The following is a 19,748-nucleotide window of genomic DNA, read 5'->3' as shown; positions in this document are numbered from 1 at the left end:
GTCACCCCTGGCATGCTGGCGGTGTGAACGGACCGGAGATCCAGCTCAGCCTCGCCCCTGAACTGCGGCTTTTCGCCGCCCCCGAACGGCGCCTGGGCCGCACGGCCGTCATCACCGACGGCGCGTCCACCCTCGGCCATGTCGTCGAGTCGTTCGGGGTCCCGCTCACCGAGGTCGGGCGGCTGCTCGTCGACGGCCGGGAGGCCGCCGTCTCGCATGTGCCCGGCGCGGGGGAGTCCGTGGAGGTGCGTCCGGTCGTCCGGCCGCAGCGGATCCCGGGCGCGCCACTGCGCTTCCTGCTCGACGTCCATCTGGGCACCCTCGCGCGCCGCCTCAGGCTGCTGGGCGTCGACGCGGCGTACGAGAGCGAGGACATCGGCGACCCCGCGCTCGCCGCCCGCTCCGCGGCCCAGCGCCGGGTGCTCCTCTCGCGCGACCGGGGGCTGCTGCGGCGGCGCGAGCTGTGGGCCGGGGCGTATGTCTACAGCGACCGGCCCGATGAGCAACTGCGCGACGTCCTGGGCCGGTTCACCCCGCCGCTCGCCCCGTGGACCCGCTGCACGGCGTGCAACGGCCCTCTGGAGGACGCCGACAAGGACACGGTCCGCGAGCGGCTGGAGCACGGCACGCGGAGCACGTACGAGGTGTTCGCCCGCTGCGCCGCCTGCGAGCGCGTCTACTGGCGCGGCGCCCACCACGCCCGGCTGGAGGCGATCGTGGCGGCCGCGATGGCGGAGTTCGGCGCCCCGGTGTCCTAGCTCTGCCCCTCAGGTGGCGGGGCGCCACCCAGGCTCGGCGCCCGTCGCCCGCTCGACGAGGATCATCGCCGCGTCGTCCGCCAGCCGCCCCTCGGCGTGGTGGACCAGGGCATGGCGCAGCCGGTCCAGGTATTCGGTCGGGGTGGCGCCCTCCACGGTCTCCATGGCCCGCGGCAGCGGGAAGAACTCGTTGCAGTGGTTACGCGCCTCCAGCACCCCGTCGGTGTGCAGCAGCAGCCGGTCGCCGGTGACGAACGGGAAGGTCTCGACGCCGATCGGGGGCGGGGTCAGGAACTCGTCCAGGCCGAGCGGCGGCAGCGGGCGCACCGGTCCCAGCGCCCGCGCCTCGCCGTCGTGCAGCACCAGCGGCGGCGGATGGCCACGGTTGATCAGCTGGATCAGGGAGCTGTCGGGCACCACCTGGGCGAGCAGGACGGTGACGAACTGCTCGGCCCGCTCGTCCCAGTCCTGGAGCCGGGACCGGTCCAGCAGGTCGTATTCGCGGCCCAGCGCGGCCGCGCACCGCTCCATCACCTCGATCAGATCGTGTTCGTAGTGCACGGCCTCCCGGAAGGCGCCCAGGATCGCCGCGGCGGACCGCACCGCGGCCAGCCCCTTGCCGCGTACATCGCCGACGATCAGCCGCACTCCGTAACGGGTGCCCACCGCCTCGTACAGATCGCCGCCGATCTGCGCCCCGCGCTCGGCCGCCATGTACACGCTGGCGGTGCGCACCCCGCCCATGCGGGCGGGCAGCGGCCGCAGCACCACGTTCTGGGAGACCTCGGCGATCCGGCGGACCTGGGTCAGCTCCCGGCCCCTGCGCTCCCGGATGGCGCTGCTGGCCACGCTCGCCACGGACACCACGAGCAGCGCCAGCAGGTTCGCGTACACCTGCTGGGTGCCCCAGGCGTCGTTGTGGGTCGCGGTGAGCGCGCTGATCGCCGCCGCCAGAGCCACCACGCCACCGGTGCCGACCGGGCCCATGGTCACCGCGGCCAGCGCCGGGGCCGGGGTGAGGAGGGGGCCGGTGTAGAGCACATGCGCGGGCGTCAGCTCGATGGTGACAACCGCCGCCATGACCACGAAGGGCAGGCACCGCGCGATCGCGAAGAGGGTCTGATTGCGACCGCTCGCTCCCGGCTCGGAGCGGATGAATCGCATATCCAGGTACTTTATCCGACTCGTGCAAAGTTTTGGTTATCCTCACCTTTCTTCTCCGCCACGGGCCGTGTTTCAGGGCCGGGCGTAATCTGGCGTTATGCCCGAGCTGCCGGACGTCGAGGGCTTCCGCCGCACCCTGGCCTCCTGTGCGCAGGGGCACCGGATCGAGCGCGTCGAGGTGGCCGACCCGGGGGTGCTGCGCGGGGTGACCGCCGCGCGGCTGAGGCGCGAGCTGGAGGGCCGCCGGTTCGCCGCGCCACGCCGCCACGGCAAGTGGCTGATCGCCCCGACCGAGGGCGCCACGCTCATCCTGCACTTCGGAATGACCGGCGGACTGGTGTGCCGCTCAGGGGACGCTCCGCCCGAGCGGTTCGGCCGCGTCACCCTCACCCTCGACGACGGCCATCAGCTCCGCTACCACGACCAGCGCAAGCTGCGCGGGCTGTGGCTCGCCGCCACGGACGCCGACGTCGACCGGATCCTCGGCGAGCAGGGCCCGGACGCGCTCTCGCTGGGCCGGGCCGAGCTGGACACCCTGCTGGCAGGGCGGCGCGGACGGGTCAAGGCCACGCTGACCGACCAGTCCGTCGTCGCCGGGCTCGGCAATCTGCTCGGCGACGAGATCCTGTGGCGGGCGCGGGTCCATCCGAAGAGCCGGACCGGCGACCTGGGCCCCGACGAGCGGCGGCGGCTGCACACCGCGCTGCGCGGAGTGCTGCGCACCTCGGTGCGGGCGGGCCAGGTGCCGCCCCGGCCGTCCTGGCTCACCGGCCACCGCGACGACCCGGACCCGCACTGCCCGCGCTGCGGCCGCCCGCTGCGCCGCGCGAAGATCGCCGGCCGGACCAGCACCTGGTGCCCGCACTGCCAGCCGGAACGCTCCTGACCCGGCGTCCCGGCGACGTCGTCTGGCGCGGAATCACTTCTGAACGGGCGGTGTCACTTGACGAAGTCCGGGCGTACCCGGGCGGGCCAGGTGCCGACGGTCAGCATGCCCGCCGCGTACGCGCGCGAGACCAGGGCCGCGCGGTTGGGCGCCTTCATCTTCCGCAGCATCGACCCCACGTGGTACTCGACGCCCTGGCGGCTGAGATAGAGCTTGGCGGCCATCTGCACGGTCGAGGCGCCGGTGGCCACGCCCTCGAGTATCTGCGCCTCCAGTGGCGAGAGCAGATTGCGGCGCTGGGCGGTGGCGTCGTCCTCGGCCTTCTCGTCGTCCGGCTTGACCAGGACGACGATGGCCGACAGCGCGTCGGACGGGCCCTGGACGGCCGTACCGGTCAACTCGCCGGAGAACACCCGGCCCCCCGAGCGGTAGCCGACCACGCGCTCGGTGAAGCGGGTGCGACGGCCGTCGTGCAGCCGCAGGAAGTGTTCCCGCAGGACGGCGGGGGCGCTGGGGTGGAGCAGTTCGAAGAGGTTGCGTCCGCACAACTCGGCCGAGGTTCCGCCGAAGTGCCGGAAGAAGTCCTCGTCCCCGGCGAGGACTTGGAGGTCGAGGGCGAGGGTGGCCATGCCGGTGGCGTGGCGTCCGGTCACGGCACGCGCCCGGTTCCGGTCATGGGCTAAGCCCGAAGCTGCCTGTGTGGGCAGCCGACGGGCGGCCTGAGTGGTGTGGGGGTGAGCCATGGAGAGCACCGCTTTCTGTTGTCTCAACAACGGCATGGTCGTGCGGAAACCGGAAAAGGCTGAGGTCGCGGCCCTGCAACCAGCCACCGGACCGGCGCTGGAGCGGGATGGTGCGACCGCTCCAGTGACGGGTGTTAGATGCGCTACATGGTATATACCAACGTTTCGACTGCTTGCCACTGCCCGTTTGTGGGCAACTTCTGCCCGATCCTTGCCCGTATGACCTGATGAAACGGTCAAAGGCGCCGCTGATCGGGGAAAGCGGGCATCGCTGGCGCATCCCGAAGTCTCGGTGAATCCCTAGTCTGTCCCATTCCGTCTGACGCGGGCATCGGCGATTTCTGGACGGATCGCCTGGTTTCGGTCGCACGGGGCTCGGGTCGCCCGGCGCGCCGGGTCCCGCCCCCGCGCGTACACGGGGGCGGGACCGGGGTCCGCCGTGTTCAGGCCTTGCGGGTCTCGGACGGTGGCGCCATGACCCCGCCGCGCCGCAGCACCGCGTAGCCGACGCCGACGCCCAGGGCGACCGGCCATTCGATGACCTCGGCGACGCCCAGCACCCCGAGCCCCGCGTACAGCGGGAGGCCGCCCTTGGCGGGCAGCACCCGGCGGGCCGCCGCGATCGGCATCAGCGCCATGTTCGCGGCGCCCTTCGCCGCACGGCCGATGCGCTCGCCGTCGACACGGTCGAGATGGGTCGCGCTCGCGGCGCGGTCGAGCCGCGTCGCGTGTGCCACGTGGCCGAGGCTGGGGATCGTCATGGTGATCCGGTGGTCACCCTTCTGGGGGGTGGGCTTCGCGGACTTCGCCGCCTTGGCCGTCTTCGACCTCTGTGTGCTCTTCGCCGCCTTGGTCTTCCCCGACTGCGCGGACTTGGCAGCGGCCGCGGTCTTCGAGGGGCCCTTCGACGGGGCCTTGGTCTTCGATGTGGCCTGGTTCCGGCCCGACTTGCCGGCGCTGCGCGCCGACGACCGTGCCGTCGCTGAAGTGCTGCGCTTGCGGGAGCTGGTGGGAGTGGTCACTGGTCTCACGTCCACACATGATTGACGTCCGGAATCTTCTGCTTATTTCAGGGTAATCGGAATCAACCGGACGGGCCGCTCCACACGGAAACGCGCCGCGGACACCGACACGCCGGAGGTCTCGCCGATGACGACGCTGCCTGGGCTGCACTTGATGAAACCCCCGATGCTGGAGCCTCTCACCCATGGAGTGGCCGCGCGGGTACGGGACGCCGCCGGAGCGGTCAACCGGCTGGTCCACCCGCCCGGCCGAGGGGTGTGGTCGTACCCGGGCCGCTACTACATCGAGGTGCACGGTGTGCACGGGATCGGCGGGGAACAGGTGGCGGGCCGGGTGGAGGCGGCCCTCGAAAAGCATCCGGGCGTGCTGTGGGCCCGGGTGAACGCGCCCTCCGAGCGGGTCGTCGTCGCCGTCGCGAAACCGCCCCCTCGCGAGGTGGAACTCGTCGCCCTGATCGAGCGCGCGGAGACCCGCGGCCCCGCCGTGCCCACCGAGGAGTTCGACGAGTGGGCCCCGGAGCCACGCCACCCCTCGGGCGGGCCACGGGAGGCCCAGTCCCTCGCCGTGGTCGTCGCGGACGTGCTGGGCCTGAGCGTCGCCACCGCCCTGCGGCTGGCCCCGTGGCTCAAGCTCCCGACCGAGGTGAGCGCGTCCATGTCCGCCATCCAGAACCACCCCCGGCTGCGCCGGCTGGCCCTGGCCGTCACCCGGGGCCAGCCCACCGAGGCGGCCCTGCCGGTGCTGAGCGCGCTGACCCAGAGCGTGGCCACCAGCGGCGGCGGGCTCGCCCTCGACCTCGCCCAGCGCATGGGCCTGTGGCGGGAGGCCAGAGCCGAGGGCGAGGCCTGGGCGGCGATGGAGCCGCAGCTGGTGCACGGACCCCAGGACGTGGCCGCCGAACCCATCGTGGTGGAGCGGCCGGGGCCCACCCCCAAGGACAGCATGGAGCGGTTCGCGGAGCGGTCCATGGCCGTGGGCGCGGCGGTCGGCGCGCTGGCCGCGCCCTTCGCCGGACCGCGCCGTGGGCTGGCCGTGGCGTTCTCGTCCATACCGAAGGCGCCCGGCGCCGGACGCGAGGGCTTCGCCACCAGCCTCGGCCGGTTCCTCGCCCTGCGCGGCGTCCTGGCCATGGACCGCAGCGCCCTGCGGCGGCTCGGCCAGGTCGACACCGTGGTGCTCGACGAGGCGGCGCTGCGCGGCGACCGGTACGAGCCCATCGACCTGGAACTCCTCGGCGGCGCCGATTCCGAGCAGGTCGCGATGCGGCTCTTCGACCTCTTCGACGCGGACGAGCCGCTGCGGACCCGGAGCGACAACGGATGGGTGCTGGGCCCTCTGGACCAGCTGGAACTGACCGGCCGCACCGGCCAGCAGGCCGCGGCCAGGCTGCGCCGCAAGGGCGGCGAGCGGACCCTCGGCCTGGCCCGGGGAGACCGGCTCCAGGCGGTCGCCGGGCTCGCCGCGCAGGCGATCCCGGGCGCCGAGGCGGTGGCGGCGGCCGCCCGCCGAGCGGGCGCGCGCATCGTCCTGGCCACCGACCGGCCGCATCCGACGGCCTTCACCTTCGCCGACACGGTCGTACCCTCCGGCCGCCGCCTGGTGGCCTCCGTACGCGGCCTCCAGGCCGATGGCGCGGTCGTCATGCTGCTGTCCGGGAACCGCCGGGCCCTCGGCGCGTCCGACTGCGGCGTCGGGATCCACCACGAGGGCGAGCCCCCCGCCTGGGGCGCCCATCTGCTCGTCGGCGCCGATCTGGAGTCGGCCGGAATCATCGTGGACGCGGTCGGCGTGGCCGCCCAGGTGGACCGGGAGAGCGCCCTGCTGTCGGCGGGCGGCAGCGGCATCGGCGCGGTCGCCGCCCTCAAGGCCCCGCGCGACCAGGCCACCGCGCGCGGCGCGGCGGCCGGGACCACCGCCGGAGCCATCGCGTTCGGCCTCGGCAACTGGCGCGCCCGGCAGTTGCTCTCCCGCCCGCTGGTGCCCCCGGTGTCCACCACGCCCTGGCATCTGATGCCCGTCCCCCGGGTGCTGGAGCGGCTGTCGGCCGACCCCGACCAGGGGCTGACCCCGGAGCAGGCCGCCACCCGGGCGGGCAAGGCCCCCACCCGCACCGGAGAGCCGACCGGCACCAGCCTCCCGGCGGCGTTCATCGAGGAGCTGGCCAACCCGCTCACCCCGGTCCTCGCCGCCGGTGCCGCACTCGCCGCCGCCGTGGGGTCGCGTACCGACGCGGCCCTCGTCGCGGCCATCACCGCCACCTCGGCGCTCGTCGGCGGCTTCCAGCGGGTCAGGACCGAGCGGGCGCTCGCGGAGCTGTTCGCCCGCTCTGCGGTCGGCGCCCGGGTGCGTCGTGGCGGTACGGAACGCCTGGTCACCGCCGGGGACCTGGTCCTCGGGGACATCATCACGCTGGGCCCGGAGGATGTGGTTCCGGCCGACTGCCGGGTGCTGGAGGCCGACGGTCTGGAGGTCGACGAGTCCTCGCTGACCGGCGAATCCCTGCCGGTGCCCAAGAACGAGACGCCGGTGGTCGCCGCGCACATCACCCAGCGCCGCTCGATGCTCTACGAGGGCACCACCATCTCCGCCGGGCGGGCGCAGGCCGTCGTCGTGGCCACCGGGCCGTCCACCGAGGTCGGCCGCAGCCTGGCCACCGCCCGCCGCGCCGCGCCCGTGACCGGCGTCGAGGCGCGGCTCACCGCGCTCACCCGCTCCAGCGTGCCCATCGCGGTCGGCTCGGCCGCCGCCGTGTCCGGCGCCGGGCTGCTGCACGGCCTCCCGCTGACCGAGAACCTGGCCTCGGCGGTCAACCTCGCCGTGGCGTCCGTACCCGAAGGCCTGCCGTTCCTCGTCAACGCGGCCCAGCTCGCCGCCGCCCGGCGGCTGGCCGACCTCGGCGCCCTGGTCCGCAACCCGCGCACCATCGAGGCGCTCGGCCGTGCCGACGTGCTGTGCTTCGACAAGACCGGCACCCTCACCGAGGGCACCCTCGAACTCGCGGCGGTCAGTAATGGGGGCGGCCCGCTGTCCGCCGACCGGCTCGACCCCTCGTGCAAGGAAGTGCTCGCCGCCGCGCTGCGGGCCACCCCGCCCGCCCGTCAGTCCGAGCCCATGGCCCACCAGACCGACCGCGCGGTCATGGCCGGGGCGCGCCGCGCCGGGGTCGCCGTGCGCCGGGGCGCACCGCGCTGGCGGCGCACCGACTCGCTGCCCTTCGAGCCCTCGCGGGCCTATCACGCCACCGCCGGGTCCACCGCGCGCGGCACCCTGCTGAGCGTGAAGGGCGCCCCGGAGAGCGTGCTGGAGCGCTGCGTCCGGCGGCAGCCGTCCGGTACGGCGGCGAGCGCCGCCCTGGACGCCGACGGCGTCGCCGAACTGACCGCGGCCGCCGAGGAGCTGGCCGGCGCCGGGCGCCGGGTGCTGGCCGTGGCGGAACGTCCCATGCGGTCGGGGGAGCAGCTCACCGACGCGTCGGTGCGGGACCTGGTCTTCCGCGGGTTCATCGCGCTGGCCGACCCGGTCCGTACGAGCGCCGCCCCCGCGACCGCGCGGCTGCGCGACGCGGGCGTGCACACCGTGATGCTCACCGGCGACCACCCGGCCACCGCCGAGTCCATCGCGGCCACCGTCATCGACGCCACCGAGCTGAAGGTGTGCACCGGGCCGGAGCTGGACGAGATGAAGGACGCGGAGCTGGACGAACTGCTCCCCACGGTGGACGTCATCGCCCGGTGCAGTCCGCACCACAAGGTGCGGATCGTGCAGGCGTACCAGCGCCTCGGCCGGGTGGTGGCGATGACCGGGGACGGTGCCAACGACGCCCCCGCGATCCGGCTCGCGGACATCGGGATCGCCCTGGGGCGGCGCGGCACCCCCGCCGCGACCGCCGCCGCGGACCTCGTCGTCGGCGACGACCGCCTGGAGACGATCGTGTCGGCCCTGATGGAGGGGCGGGCGATGTGGGCCTCGGTGCGGGCCGCGCTCGCCATCCTCATCGGCGGCAACCTCGGCGAGGTCACCTTCAGCGTGCTCGCCTCCGCGATCGCGGGCAGCACCCCGCTCACCGCCCGGCAGATCATGCTCGTCAACCTGCTGACCGACCTCGCGCCCGCGCTCGCCATCGCGGTGCGCGAACCGACCGGGCACACCGGTGAGCGGCTGCTCAAGGAGGGCCCCAGCCGTTCCCTGGGCACCGCGCTGAACCGGGAGATGATGCTGCGCGGCATCATCACGGCCGCCGGTGCGGGCGTGGCGTGGACGGGCGCGCGGCTCACCGGCCGCAAACGCCGGGCCAGTACGGTCGCTCTCGTCGCCCTGGTCGGTACGCAGCTGGCGCAGACCCTGGCCACCGGGGGCCTGGACCGGCATGTGCTGATCGCCGGAATCGGCTCGGCGGCGGTCCTCGCGGGCATCATCCAGACGCCGGGCGTGAGCCAGTTCTTCGACTGCACCCCGCTCGGCCCGCTGGCCTGGGGCATCACCCTCGGCTCCATCGCGGCGGCCACCGTCATCGGCTCGGTCATGACCCCGCTGGCCCGCAGCGCGGTCGCCCCGGAGCCGGGTGCGTGACCCCCTTGCGGTGGCGGGCCTGTTCGATAGTGTTGATTGTCCCGGTTTGGGAATGAGGGGCGGGTCCGTGCGGGAGGAGCATCCGATGTCACGACGCGAGAGATATGAGCTGATCTTCGCCGATCCGGTCGCCCCGGCGCCGGACGCCGAGGACGTCGTGATGGTGCACCGCACGGACTCCAGCGGTCCCGGCGGACACCCCGTCTACGCGGACGACACCGGCATCGTGCGGGCGGAGATCAGCGATCGCGCCGAGGTGCGGATGCTCGCCAGCGGCGGACACCAGGTGCATGCCTCGACCGTCCGTGCCCGACCGGTGGCCTGACCGGTGTCCTGGGTGGATTCGCAGGTCAGGGGCGTTGTCAGTGCCGCGCGCTAGCTTTCCTCCCAGGGGAGCCCGCAGAGCGGTCTCCGCAGACCGATCGAGGTGGGTCGATGAGTGATGTCGCGGCAGTGGACGGCACGGCCGGTGCCGAGCTCCAGCTGGAGCCGTACCGGGTCCAGCTCACCGGGTACTGCTACCGGATGCTGGGCTCGGCGTTCGAGGCGGAGGACGCCGTCCAGGAGACGATGGTCCGCGCCTGGCGGGGCCTGGAGCGATTCGAGGGCCGGTCGGCGCTGCGCTCCTGGCTGTACCGCATCGCCACCAACGTCTGTCTGGACATGCTGAACGGGAGCAAGCGCCGGGCCCGTCCGATGGACCTCACCGCCGCCTCCTCCGCGACCCCCACCGCCCTCACCGCGCAGCCGGAGGTCACCTGGATCGGGCCGGTGCCCGACGGGCAGGTGCTCGCCGACGCCGGGGACCCGGCCGAGGTCGCCGCCCAGCGGGACGCGGTGCGGCTGGCGTTCGTGGCCGCCCTCCAGCACCTGGCGCCGCGCCAGCGCGCGGTGCTCATCCTGCGGGAGGTGCTGGCCTGGAAGGCCGCCGAGGTCGCCGAGCTGCTGGGCACCACGGTCGCGTCGGTCAACAGCGCACTGCAGCGCGCCCGGGCCACCCTCGCCGCGACCGAGATCAGCGACACCGATCCGGTCCAGCCGCTGGACGAGGAGCAGCGCGTGCTGCTCGCCCGCTATGTGGACGCCTTCGAGCGCTACGACCTGGACTCCCTCACCTCGCTCCTGCACGAGGACGCCACCTTGTCCATGCCGCCGTACGAGCTGTGGCTGCGCGGCCACGACGACATCCGCACCTGGCTGCTGGGGCACGGCATCGGCTGCCGGGGCTCCCGGCTGGTCCCTACCGTGGCGAACGGAGCCCCCGCCTTCGGGCAGTACCGGCCGAGCGGACCGGGCGGCGCCCATGAGCCCTGGGCGCTCCAGGTCCTCGAGATATCAGCCGGTCGGATCACCGGGCTCAACTCCTTCCTGGACACCGAGCGGCTGTTCCCGCTCTTCGGCCTCCCCGCCCGGCTCGACCCGTAACGCCGCGGGCGCGGTCAGCAGCTCGTCCAGCCCCGACCGGGCGAGCACCCCGGCCAGCTCGCCGCCCGCGTTCCGCAGCCGCATGTCCCGCCCCAGGCGGGCGGCGGTCAGCCGCAGCCGGGCCAGCGCCTCGACCAGGGCCAGGTCCGGCGGGTGCGCCGCGCCCACATCCACGGTGACGGGACCGGGCGCGCTGCGGCGCGCCAGCTCGCGCAGCCGTTCGCACAGCCGCTCCACCTCGGCCCGGGTCCGTGGCGGGCCGCCGAGGACCAGGACGGCCGGGGGAAGCACGGGCGGACTCTCGGGCTCGGGACCGGTCAACGTCCACCTCCTGGTGTGGCGGCGCGCGGTGGCCCGCGCGCTCATCGATAGGGACCCTCCGGACCGGCAAAAGTCATCGCCCCACCGGCCCTGTCCGCGCGGGGGACCGGCTGCCAGGATCGGCGCATGACGACACCACGGCTGAGAGCCGGGCGCGAGGAGGAGGCCGGGGCGCTGACCGAACTGGCGCTGCGGTCGAAGGGCCACTGGGGGTACGACGAGGAGTTCCTGGCCGCCTGCCGGGAGGAACTGACGATGCGCGAAGGCGAGTTGGCGGCCCGCCGGACCACGGTCGCCGAGGACGGCGGGCGGGTGCTCGGGTTCTCCACCCTGGAGGGCACCGCCCCGCAGGGCTGGGTGGGAATGCTGTTCGTCGACCCGCCCGCGATCGGCCGCGGCGTGGGGCGGCTGCTGTACCGGAACGTACTGGAGACGGCGGGCCGCCTCGGCTTCACCCGGCTGACCATCGACGCCGATCCGCACGCCGAGCCGTTCTACCTGGCCATGGGGGCGCGGCGGATCGGTGCCACGCCCTCGGGCTCCATCCCGGGCCGGACGCTGCCGCTGCTGGAGGCCGTGCCGTAGCGCCCGGCATCAGCGCGGTACGGCCCGCACCAGGGCCAGCAGGCGTGTCACCTCGCGGGCCACCGCGTCACGCGCCGCCGCGACATAGCGGCGCGGGTCGACCACCTCGGGATGGTCGGCGAGATGGTCGCGGATCGCCCGGGTGTAGGCCACGTTGAGGTGGGTGGCGATGTTCACCTTCGTCAGACCCGCCACGACCGCGCGGGTCAGATCCGGCTCGGGCACCCCGGACGAGCCGTGCAGCACCAGCGGTACGGGCACGGCCGCGCGCAGCGCCGCGATCAGGTCCAGGTCCACCACCGCCTCCTTGACCACCATGGCGTGCGAGGTGCCCACCGCGACCGCGAGCGCGTCCACACCCGTCGCCGCGACATACGCGGCGGCCTCGGCCGGATCGGTCCTGGCCCCGGGCGCGTGCACCCCGTCCTTGCCGCCCACCTCGCCCAGCTCCGCCTCGACCCACACCCCGGCCGCATGGCAGTCGGCGGCCACCGCCGCGGTGGCGGCCACATTGCCGTCGTAGTCGCGCGCCGAGGCGTCGAACATCACGGAGCCGAAGCCCAGCCCGAGCGCCTCCCGCACCAGCCCGGGTTCGGTGGCATGGTCCAGATGCACCGCGACCGGGACCCGCGCGGCGCGGGCGACCTCGACGGTGGCGCGGCCGATCGCGGCCAGCGCGCCGTGATACCGCACCGCGTTCTCGCTGATCTGCAGGATGACCGGGGCCCCGGCCGCCTCCGCCCCGGCCACGATCGCCTGGGCGTGCTCGATCTGGATCACATTGAACGCACCCGCGCCGAGCCCGCCCCGTACGGCAGGCCCGACGATCTCAGCGGTGGCCACCAGTGGCATGGCCCGCCTCCCCTCGCTCGCCGCGCCCGCTCAACCGAGGATCACCGAGCGGGTGAGGTTGCGGGGCCGGTCGGGGTCGAGGCCGCGCGCCGTCGCGATCGCCACCGCGAGCCGCTGCACCAGCACCAGTTCGGCCAGCGGATCGCGGCCGTACCCGACGAGACGGCCACCCGGCCCGGTGACCTCCTTCTCCGCCAGCCCGGACGGGCCCTCGCCGAGCCACCACACCACGCTGCGCGGGCCGGTGACACTGATCGGCCCGTGCCGGTACTCCATCACCGGATACGCCTCGGTCCACGCGCCCGCGGCCTCGCGCATCTTGAGCGCGGCCTCCTGCGCGACGCCGTACGTCCAGCCGCGCCCGAGGAACGTGAACTGGCCCGCCTCCGCGAGCCAGCCGGGCAGCGGCGCGGCGAGCGCCGCCACGCCGTCCTCCACCAGGCCGTCCAGGTCGTCCCCCAAGTGGGCGCGCAACAGGGCCAGTTCACTGGTCGCCCAGCGGGTCTGCACCACCGACCGCTCGTCCGCGAAGTCCAGCACGACCGCCGCGTCCGCCAGGCCGGTGACCGGGGAGCCGGGGACCGCGGTGATGACGGAGGCGGGCACCGCGCCCCGGATCCGGCCGAGCAGCTCCAGCACCTCGGTCGTGGTGCCCGACCGCGACAGCGCGAGCACCCGGTCGTAGGCGCGCCCGGCGGGCATCTCCGACGCCGGGAACGCGTCCGTCTCGCCCTGGCCCCCGGCCTCGCGCAGCGCCGCGTACGCCTGGGCGATGAACCACGAGGTGCCGCAGCCGACGACGGCGACCCGCTCACCGGCCCGGGGCAGCGCGTCGCGCACCGGTCCGTCCGGGTCCCTGGCCAGTTCGATGGCGCGGCGCCAGCAGTCGGGCTGGCTCGCGATCTCGGTCTCGGTGTGGCTCATGGGGCTCCCCAGCTCGGCTTCCGATGGATGGCGATGCTCGAAGATGCTTCCTACGGCCCGATAATGCGCATGATATTGCAGAGAAGTCCAGAGTGCGGACAACCGGGTAGGGTGAACCGCGACGGTACGACGGGGGTCGAGGAGACGGCGTGAAACGGCCCGAGCGCTGGAACGCCCTGCTGGAACTGCTGGCCAGGGACGGCAAGGTCGAGGTCGAGGAGGCCGCCGCCGAGCTGGCGGTGTCCGCCGCCACCATCCGGCGGGATCTGGACGAACTCGCGCAGCAGCAGATGCTCACCCGCACGCGCGGCGGCGCGGTCGCGCACAACATGTCGTACGACCTTCCGCTGCGCTACAAGACCGCCCGGCGCGCTTCGGAGAAGCAGCGGATCGCCACCGCCGTGGCCCGCATGGTCGAACCGGGCGCGATCGTCGGCCTCAACGGCGGGACCACCACCACCGAAGTGGCCCGCGCCATCGCCACCCGTGGCGAACTGTCCGGCTCCGAGGGCGGCGGCCCGGCCGTCACCGTCGTGACGAACGCCCTGAACATCGCCCATGAGCTGGCGGTGCGCCCGCACATCAAGATCGTGCTCACCGGCGGGGTGGCCCGCCCCCAGTCGTTCGAGCTGATGGGACCACTGGCCACCGGGGTGCTCGCCGAGGTCTCCCTCGATCTGGCCGTCCTCGGCGTGGACGCGCTGGACCCCGAGGGCGGTGCGGCCGCCCACCACGAGGGCGAGGCCAGCATCAACCACCTCATGGCCCGGCGCGCGGCCCGGGTGGTGGTCGCGGCCGACAGCTCCAAGCTGGGCCGCCGGGCGTTCGCCCGGATCTGCGCGCTCGACGAGATCGGGGTGCTGGTCACGGACACCGGCGCCACCGAGGAGGCGATCGCCCCGTACACCGAGGCCGGTGTCCGCGTCATCAGGGCCTGAGGGGTCTGACGGATCTGAGGGGTCTGACGGGTCTGACGGGCCCGGGTCTACTTCTTCATGGCCGCGAGCAGCGTGGCCACCCGCTCCACCGCGAAGGCGTAGCCCTGGACGCCGCATCCGGCGATCACACCGCTGGCGAGCGCGGAGACATAGGAGTGGTGCCGGAACGCCTCGCGCTGGTGGATGTTGGAGATGTGCACCTCCAGGATCGGCATGTCGTCGCAGGTCGCCAGCGCGTCGCGCAGGGCCACGGAGGTGTGGGAGTAACCGGCCGGGTTGATGACGACGGCCGCGTGGCGCTCCCGGGCCTCATGGATCCAGTCGATCAGCTGCCCCTCGTGGTTGCTCTGGCGGCAGTCGGTGGTGAGCCCGTGCGGGGCGGCCGTCTCCGCGACCAGCTTCTCGATGTCGGCCAGGCTGTCGGTGCCGTAGATCTCCGGCTGGCGGCGGCCGAGCAGGTTCAGGTTCGGCCCGTTGAGAACCATGATCGTGGAACGGTCGCGCACGGGGGTGTTGGCCATGGCGTTGGGGTCCTTCCGTGGTCGTCATCGTGGTCGTCATCAGCGGATACGGGGAGTCCGACGGTCACGCCGCTCCGCGAGGCATCGTAGATCGCGGCAACCACCGATGGCTTCCGGCGGGCCCACGAGGCGGCCGCCGGACCGTTGGCGGCCGGGGCCGGAGGGGGCAGAGTGGCTCCGGGCACGTGCCCATGGACCATGACCACTGTGGATGAGATGAAGGGAGACGCCGATGCGCGTGGCGCTGCACTCGGTCCTCAAGGAGGGCCAGGAATCGGGCTACGAGCGGGAGCACGCCACGGTTCCGGCGGATCTGCTGGAGTCGCTGGGGCGGGCCGGGATCACCAACTGGCGGATCTGGCGCAGCGGCCGCCATCTCTTCCACCTCGTCGACTGCGAGGACTTCGCCGCCGCGATGGCGGCGCTGGACGAGGACCCGGTCAACCACCGCTGGCATGAGTTCATCGGCGCGTACGTCGACCACTTCGAGACCACGGCGGGTTCCCCGGTCGAGGGGTCGGCGCAGATGGCCCTGGGCGAGGTGTGGGAGCTGCGCACCCAGGCGGCCCAGGCGGCCCAGTCCGCCGGGGGCGACGCGGGCTGAGGGCGCGGAAACGGCGGACCCTATCGCTCCGGATCGTTCGGCGCAGCCATTCATCACACTGTGAGTCATGGTGAGAACGGAGTAAACGCCTCCCGTACTCGGTGGTGGCCCTGCGCGGGGGCGTGGCGAAGTGCAACAGGCACTCCGCACACGCCCCGCGCCCCCCTACTGGAGGTCAGTGTTGAGCCACCACCGACGTGTGAACAAGCGGACCCTCGCCGTTTCCGGAGCTGCTGTCGTCGCGCTCGGGGCAGCCGCCCTTCTGCTGCCCAATGCCAATGCGAGCCAGGACAAGACGACGGACGTGAAGACCTTCTCGTCCCCCTCGGCAGTGAAACTCGCGCGGAGTCTCGCCACTGACCTCGGTGACAACGGCGCTGGCTGGTACTTCAACAACGACACGAGCCAACTGGTCATGAACGTCATGACCGAGGACGCGGCGAAGAGCGTGGAAGCGCAGGGCGCGGTCGCCAAGATCGTGCAGAACAGCATGACCGAGCTGAACGCCGCCACCAAGACCCTGAGCACCGACGCCTCGGTGGCCGGTACCGCCTGGTCCATCGACCCGGTGACCAACAAGGTCCGGGTGACCGCCGACAAGACCGTGACCGGCGCCAAGTGGGCCACGCTGACCAAGGCCACGGACGCGATGGACGGCATGGTGACCGTCCAGCGGACGAAGGGCGAGTTCAAGAGGTTCGACGAGGGCGACACGGCCCAGACGGGCGGCGCTGCGGGCGCCGGTGACGCGGCGGGTGACGCCGCCGCCGAGGACGACGCGGCCGCCGGTGGCGCGGGCGACGCTGCCGCTGGGGGTGCCGGTGACGCGGGCGCTGGTGGCGCTGGCGAGGCGGGTGCCGGTGGTACCGGGGAAGCCGCTGGCGGTGCCGGTGAGGCCGCTGGCGGTGCCGGTGAGGCGGCCGGTGGCGCGGGCGGTGGTGGCGAAGCGGCCGCCGGTCTCGTCGGTGGCGATGCCATCTTCGGCGGTGGCTCCCGCTGTTCCCTCGGCTTCAACGTCGACGTCGACGGTGCACCCGGCTTCCTGACCGCGGGCCACTGCGGCAACGAGTCCGAGACCTGGACCGCGGACCAGGAAGGTGCCCAGGCGCTGGGCACGGTCCAGGACACCCAGTTCCCCGAGACCGACTTCGCACTGGTCATGTACGACGACGCGACCACTCAGCCCGAGAGCGCGGTCAAGCTCGCCGACGGCACCAACCAGGCCATCGGCCGGGCCGTCGAGGCCAGCGTGGGCCTGCAGGTGACGCGCACCGGCAGCACGACGGGCGTCAGCGACGGCGAGGTCACCGGCCTGAACGCCACGGTGAACTACGGCGGTGGCGACATCGTCAACGGCCTCATCCAGACGAACGTGTGCGCGGAGCCGGGTGACAGTGGCGGCGCGATGTTCGCCGGGGACGCGGCGGTCGGCCTCACCTCCGGTGGCAGCGGCGACTGCACCCAGGGCGGCGAGACGTTCTTCCAGCCGGTGACCGGTGCCCTGGAGGCCACGGGCGCCGTGATCGGCGCCGATGACGGTGGCGCGGGCGATGCCGGTGGCGCGGAGGACGCCGGTGGCGCCGCTGCCGGTGCGGGCGAGGAAGGTGCCGCCAACGCGGGCGCGGGCGAGGAAGGCGCCGCGAACGCCGGTGCCGGTGAGGAAGGCGCCGCCAACGCCGGTGCGGGCGCCGAGGGCGCCGCGAACGCCGGTGCGAACGCCGGTGCCAATGCCGGTGCCAACGCGGGCGCCGGTGCCGGTGACGCCGCCAGTGGGGCCGGGCTCAACTGACCCGGCTCACCCCCTGAACGAGGCCCCGGGCGCCCTCCTGCCCCAGTGCCCGGGGCCTCTCTCTCTTCCCCCGCACCACGGTCAGCCGTGCGCGGGGAGCCCGGCCGCCTCCGCCGCCGCGCTGAGCACATCGCGCAGTACGGCCGGGGTGAGCCGACCGGTGAACGTGTTCCGCTGGCTCACGTGATAGCAGCCGAACACCCGCAGCGGGGCGCCCCCATCGGTGGCCTCCAGCGTGATCCGCGCGCCGTGTCCGAAGGCGGGCCGTGGCCGGGGCACGGCCCAACCGGCGGCGTTCAGCGCGGGCAGGACGGCCTGCCAGCCGAACGCCCCGAGGACCACCACCGAGCGCAGGGTCGGCCGCAGCAGCCGCAGTTCCCGCTCCAGCCACGGGCGGCAGGTGTCCCGCTCCTCCGGGGTGGGGCGGTTGGCGGGTGGGGCGCAGTGCACCGGTGAGGTGATCCGTACCCCGCGCAGCGCGAGACCGTCGCCGACGTGGGTGGCGGTGGGCTGGTTGGCGAGGCCCACCGCGTGCAGCGCCGCGAACAGGAAGTCGCCGGAGCGGTCGCCCGTGAACATCCGGCCGGTGCGGTTGCCGCCGTGCGCGGCCGGGGCGAGCCCCACCAGGGCGAGCGCCGCGTCCGGCGGGCCGAATCCGGGCACCGGCCGGGCCCAGTAGTCCCAGTCGGCGAAGGCCGCCCGCTTCGTACGGCCCACCTCCTCGCGCCACGCCACCAGCCTCGGGCACGCCCGGCACCGGCTCACCCGCTCGTCCAGCTCGGCGAGGGTACGGGCGCCGGGGGCCAGGCGGGCGGGCTCGGCAAGAGCGTCACGTGGGGTCATACGTCGCGCGGGTGCCCCGGCCCCTTGCGCAGGAAACGCCGCAGCCGGGTCAGTGGCCAGGTGTTGATGACATCGTCGGTGGTCAGCCAGGCGCGCTGGGCCATGCCCACCCCGTACCGCTGATTGGCCAGGTCCAGCGTGGAGTGCGCGTCGCTGTCGATGGCGAACACCACGCCGTACTCCTTCGCCCGCAGGATGTTCTCGTCCGACAGGTCCAGCCGGTTCGGATGCGCGTTGATCTCCAGGGCGGTGCCGGTACGGGCACACGCGGCGAACACCGCGTCCAGGTCGGCGTCCACACCGGGCCGTTTGCCGAGGATCCGGGTCGTCGGATGGCCGATGATGTTGACGTGCGGGTTCTCGCAGGCCCGCAGGAACCGCCGGGTCATGGTGTCCCGGTCCTGCCCGAACTGCGTGTGCACCGAGGCCACGCACACATCGAAGCCGTCGAGGAAATCGCCGGGCCAGTCCACCTCACCCTCGGCGTCGATGTTCAGCTCCACACCGTGCAGCAGCCGCATGTCCCGGCGGCCGCGCCCTCGGTCCATGGCGCGCAGCCGCTCCCGCTGGGCGAGGATCTTCTCCTTCGTCATCTGCTGCATGTACAGCTTCGGCGCGTGGTCGGTGACGGCGTAGTACGCGTAGCCGCGCCGCTCCGCCGTGGCGATCATGTTCTCCAGCGGTTCGAGGCCATCGGTGAGATCGGTGTGGGTGTGCAGATCGCCGCGCAGATCGGATTCGCCGACCAGCGTGGGGAGTTGGCCCTCCAGCGCGGCCTTCACCTCGCCTCGGTCCTCGCGCAGGGTCGGCGGGATCCAGTCCATGCCGAGCCGCGCGTACACATCCTCCTCGCTGCGCGAGGCGATCTTCTTCCCGCTCTTGGTCTCGAAGAGGCCGTACTCGGAGAGCTTGAGCCCGTGGCGCACCGCGATCGCGCGGACCCGGATGTTGTGGGCCTTGGAGCCGGTGAAGTACAGCAGCCCCGCGCCCCACGAGTCGAGCGGCAGCACCCGCAGATCCACCTGGAGCCCCTTGGTGGTGCGGATGGAGGTCTTCTTCTCGCCGTGCGCGATGACCTCGGCGGTGTACGGGAGCGCGGTGAACGCGTCCATGAACGGGGCCGATTCGGCCGCCGCCACCAGGATGTCCACATCGCCCACGGTCTCCCGCATCCGGCGCAGCGACCCGGCGTACGCCACCCGCTCACAGCCCGCCACCCCGGACAGCGCGGCCACGATGTCGTCGGCGACGTCCATGGCGTCGTCCAGCGGGATCCGGCCGCCCGAGGCCCGCAGCAGCCCGATGCCGTGCAGGATGTTCTCCTCGGACTTCGGCCCGAAGCCCTTGAGGTCGCGCAGCCGGTGTTCCTCGATCGCGGTGGCCAGCTGCTCGACCGAGGCGATGTCCAGCTCCTCGTACAGCAGCATGGCCTTCTTCGGCCCGAGCGCCGGGATCGCGGTCAGCTCCCGCACCCCGGCCGGGATCGCGGCGCGCGCCTGCTCGACGGCGGGCACGTGTCCGGTGCGCAGGTACTCGACGACCTTCTCGGCGATGGACTTGCCGACGTTCGGGATCTCCCGCAGCGCCTTCACATCGAGCCGCGCCACATCGGCGGGATGGCCGCCGATCGACCGCGCGGCCTTCTCGTAGGCGCGCGCCCTGAACGCGTCCCCGCCCGTGATCAGGAGGAGATCGGCGTACTCACGCAGGAGGGCTTCGACCTCCTCGTTGGAGCGAGCCATGCAACAGATTCTAGTCGCGCTGCGGCCATCCGACGCGACGGTGCGGACACGCCCTAGCGCT

Annotated in this window: 19 protein-coding genes; 10 read left to right on the top strand and 9 right to left on the bottom strand. The window is 73.4% G+C overall.

The genetic code is table 11. The features are described 5' to 3' along the window. Positions 1-23 precede the first annotated feature (23 nt). On the top strand, positions 24-758 hold the full coding sequence (locus ACWC5C_RS08840; protein ID WP_450874767.1) for a Mut7-C RNAse domain-containing protein: 735 nt from the start codon (positions 24-26) through the stop codon (positions 756-758). A gap of 9 nt (positions 759-767) precedes the next feature. On the opposite strand, the gene ACWC5C_RS08835 is transcribed toward ACWC5C_RS08840, so the two are convergent. Next, positions 768-1,922 carry a PP2C family protein-serine/threonine phosphatase gene (locus ACWC5C_RS08835; protein WP_450874766.1) on the bottom strand — a complete coding sequence of 385 codons (1,155 nt, stop codon included), beginning with the start codon at positions 1,920-1,922 and terminating at the stop codon, positions 768-770. A gap of 97 nt (positions 1,923-2,019) precedes the next feature. Here ACWC5C_RS08835 and ACWC5C_RS08830 point away from each other — a divergent pair, with 97 nt between their 5' ends. Next, the gene (locus tag ACWC5C_RS08830; protein ID WP_450874765.1) at positions 2,020-2,808 is read left to right on the top strand and encodes an Fpg/Nei family DNA glycosylase; all 789 of its coding nucleotides are present in this window, start codon (positions 2,020-2,022) and stop codon (positions 2,806-2,808) included. A 53-nt stretch (positions 2,809-2,861) separates the two neighbouring features. Here ACWC5C_RS08830 and ACWC5C_RS08825 read toward each other — a convergent pair whose 3' ends face one another. Both ACWC5C_RS08825 and ACWC5C_RS08820 read right to left on the bottom strand, forming a co-directional pair. Beyond that, positions 2,862-3,461 carry a LuxR C-terminal-related transcriptional regulator gene (locus ACWC5C_RS08825; RefSeq protein ID WP_450874764.1) on the bottom strand — a complete coding sequence of 200 codons (600 nt, stop codon included), beginning with the start codon at positions 3,459-3,461 and terminating at the stop codon, positions 2,862-2,864. A 533-nt stretch (positions 3,462-3,994) separates the two neighbouring features. After that, positions 3,995-4,312, bottom strand: coding sequence for a hypothetical protein (locus ACWC5C_RS08820; protein WP_385441330.1), 318 nt, complete (start codon positions 4,310-4,312; stop codon positions 3,995-3,997). A gap of 28 nt (positions 4,313-4,340) precedes the next feature. Here ACWC5C_RS08820 and ACWC5C_RS08815 point away from each other — a divergent pair, with 28 nt between their 5' ends. The 4 genes from ACWC5C_RS08815 to ACWC5C_RS08800 all read left to right on the top strand — a co-directional run bounded on the left by ACWC5C_RS08815 (position 4,341) and on the right by ACWC5C_RS08800 (position 10,568). Beyond that, positions 4,341-4,598, top strand: coding sequence for a hypothetical protein (locus tag ACWC5C_RS08815; protein WP_450874763.1), 258 nt, complete (start codon positions 4,341-4,343; stop codon positions 4,596-4,598). Positions 4,599-4,739: 141 nt separating this feature from the next. Next, positions 4,740-9,143 carry an HAD-IC family P-type ATPase gene (locus ACWC5C_RS08810; RefSeq protein ID WP_450874762.1) on the top strand — a complete coding sequence of 1,468 codons (4,404 nt, stop codon included), beginning with the start codon at positions 4,740-4,742 and terminating at the stop codon, positions 9,141-9,143. Between the two features lie 85 nt (positions 9,144-9,228). Further along, complete coding sequence (locus tag ACWC5C_RS08805; RefSeq protein ID WP_385441335.1) at positions 9,229-9,468, top strand: DUF6296 family protein; 240 nt, start codon at positions 9,229-9,231, stop codon at positions 9,466-9,468. 110 nt (positions 9,469-9,578) lie between these two features. After that, positions 9,579-10,568, top strand: a complete 990-nt coding sequence (locus ACWC5C_RS08800; protein ID WP_450874761.1) for a sigma-70 family RNA polymerase sigma factor — start codon at positions 9,579-9,581, stop codon at positions 10,566-10,568. Here the strand turns inward: ACWC5C_RS08800 and ACWC5C_RS08795 are convergent. After that, positions 10,479-10,889, bottom strand: coding sequence for an STAS domain-containing protein (locus ACWC5C_RS08795; protein ID WP_450874760.1), 411 nt, complete (start codon positions 10,887-10,889; stop codon positions 10,479-10,481). The two genes, ACWC5C_RS08800 and ACWC5C_RS08795, sit on opposite strands and share 90 nt — an antisense overlap. Positions 10,890-11,015: 126 nt before the next feature. Here ACWC5C_RS08795 and ACWC5C_RS08790 point away from each other — a divergent pair, with 126 nt between their 5' ends. Continuing rightward, positions 11,016-11,474, top strand: coding sequence for a GNAT family N-acetyltransferase (locus ACWC5C_RS08790; protein ID WP_450874759.1), 459 nt, complete (start codon positions 11,016-11,018; stop codon positions 11,472-11,474). A 9-nt stretch (positions 11,475-11,483) separates the two neighbouring features. Here ACWC5C_RS08790 and ACWC5C_RS08785 read toward each other — a convergent pair whose 3' ends face one another. Then, a complete protein-coding gene (locus ACWC5C_RS08785) occupies positions 11,484-12,326 on the bottom strand; it encodes a class II fructose-bisphosphate aldolase (protein ID WP_450874758.1) in 843 nt (280 codons plus the stop codon). Between the two features lie 30 nt (positions 12,327-12,356). After that, positions 12,357-13,250 carry an SIS domain-containing protein gene (locus ACWC5C_RS08780; protein WP_450874757.1) on the bottom strand — a complete coding sequence of 298 codons (894 nt, stop codon included), beginning with the start codon at positions 13,248-13,250 and terminating at the stop codon, positions 12,357-12,359. Positions 13,251-13,399: 149 nt separating this feature from the next. On the opposite strand from ACWC5C_RS08780, the gene ACWC5C_RS08775 reads away from it, so the two are divergent. Next, positions 13,400-14,188: a DeoR/GlpR family DNA-binding transcription regulator gene (locus ACWC5C_RS08775; RefSeq protein WP_450874756.1), complete on the top strand. Its 789-nt coding sequence runs from the start codon at positions 13,400-13,402 to the stop codon at positions 14,186-14,188. 47 nt (positions 14,189-14,235) lie between these two features. On the opposite strand, the gene aroQ is transcribed toward ACWC5C_RS08775, so the two are convergent. Beyond that, on the bottom strand, positions 14,236-14,709 hold the full coding sequence (aroQ, locus tag ACWC5C_RS08770) for a type II 3-dehydroquinate dehydratase (RefSeq protein WP_385441345.1): 474 nt from the start codon (positions 14,707-14,709) through the stop codon (positions 14,236-14,238). A gap of 232 nt (positions 14,710-14,941) precedes the next feature. Here aroQ and ACWC5C_RS08765 point away from each other — a divergent pair, with 232 nt between their 5' ends. Then, entirely contained in the window at positions 14,942-15,313 is a 372-nt protein-coding gene (locus ACWC5C_RS08765; RefSeq protein ID WP_450874755.1) for an L-rhamnose mutarotase, read from the top strand. A 199-nt stretch (positions 15,314-15,512) separates the two neighbouring features. Continuing rightward, a complete protein-coding gene (locus ACWC5C_RS08760) occupies positions 15,513-17,102 on the top strand; it encodes a S1 family peptidase (protein WP_450874754.1) in 1,590 nt (529 codons plus the stop codon). Positions 17,103-17,183: 81 nt separating this feature from the next. Here the strand turns inward: ACWC5C_RS08760 and ACWC5C_RS08755 are convergent, their stop codons facing one another. Next, positions 17,184-17,945, bottom strand: a complete 762-nt coding sequence (locus ACWC5C_RS08755; RefSeq protein WP_450874753.1) for a uracil-DNA glycosylase — start codon at positions 17,943-17,945, stop codon at positions 17,184-17,186. Beyond that, complete coding sequence (gene polX / locus ACWC5C_RS08750; RefSeq protein WP_450874752.1) at positions 17,942-19,687, bottom strand: DNA polymerase/3'-5' exonuclease PolX; 1,746 nt, start codon at positions 19,685-19,687, stop codon at positions 17,942-17,944. Before polX ends, ACWC5C_RS08755 begins: the two co-directional genes overlap by 4 nt. Positions 19,688-19,748: the final 61 nt, after the last annotated feature.

This window comes from Streptomyces sp. NPDC001700, assembly GCF_053596435.1.
This window is presented reverse-complemented; position numbering and strand designations above follow the sequence as displayed.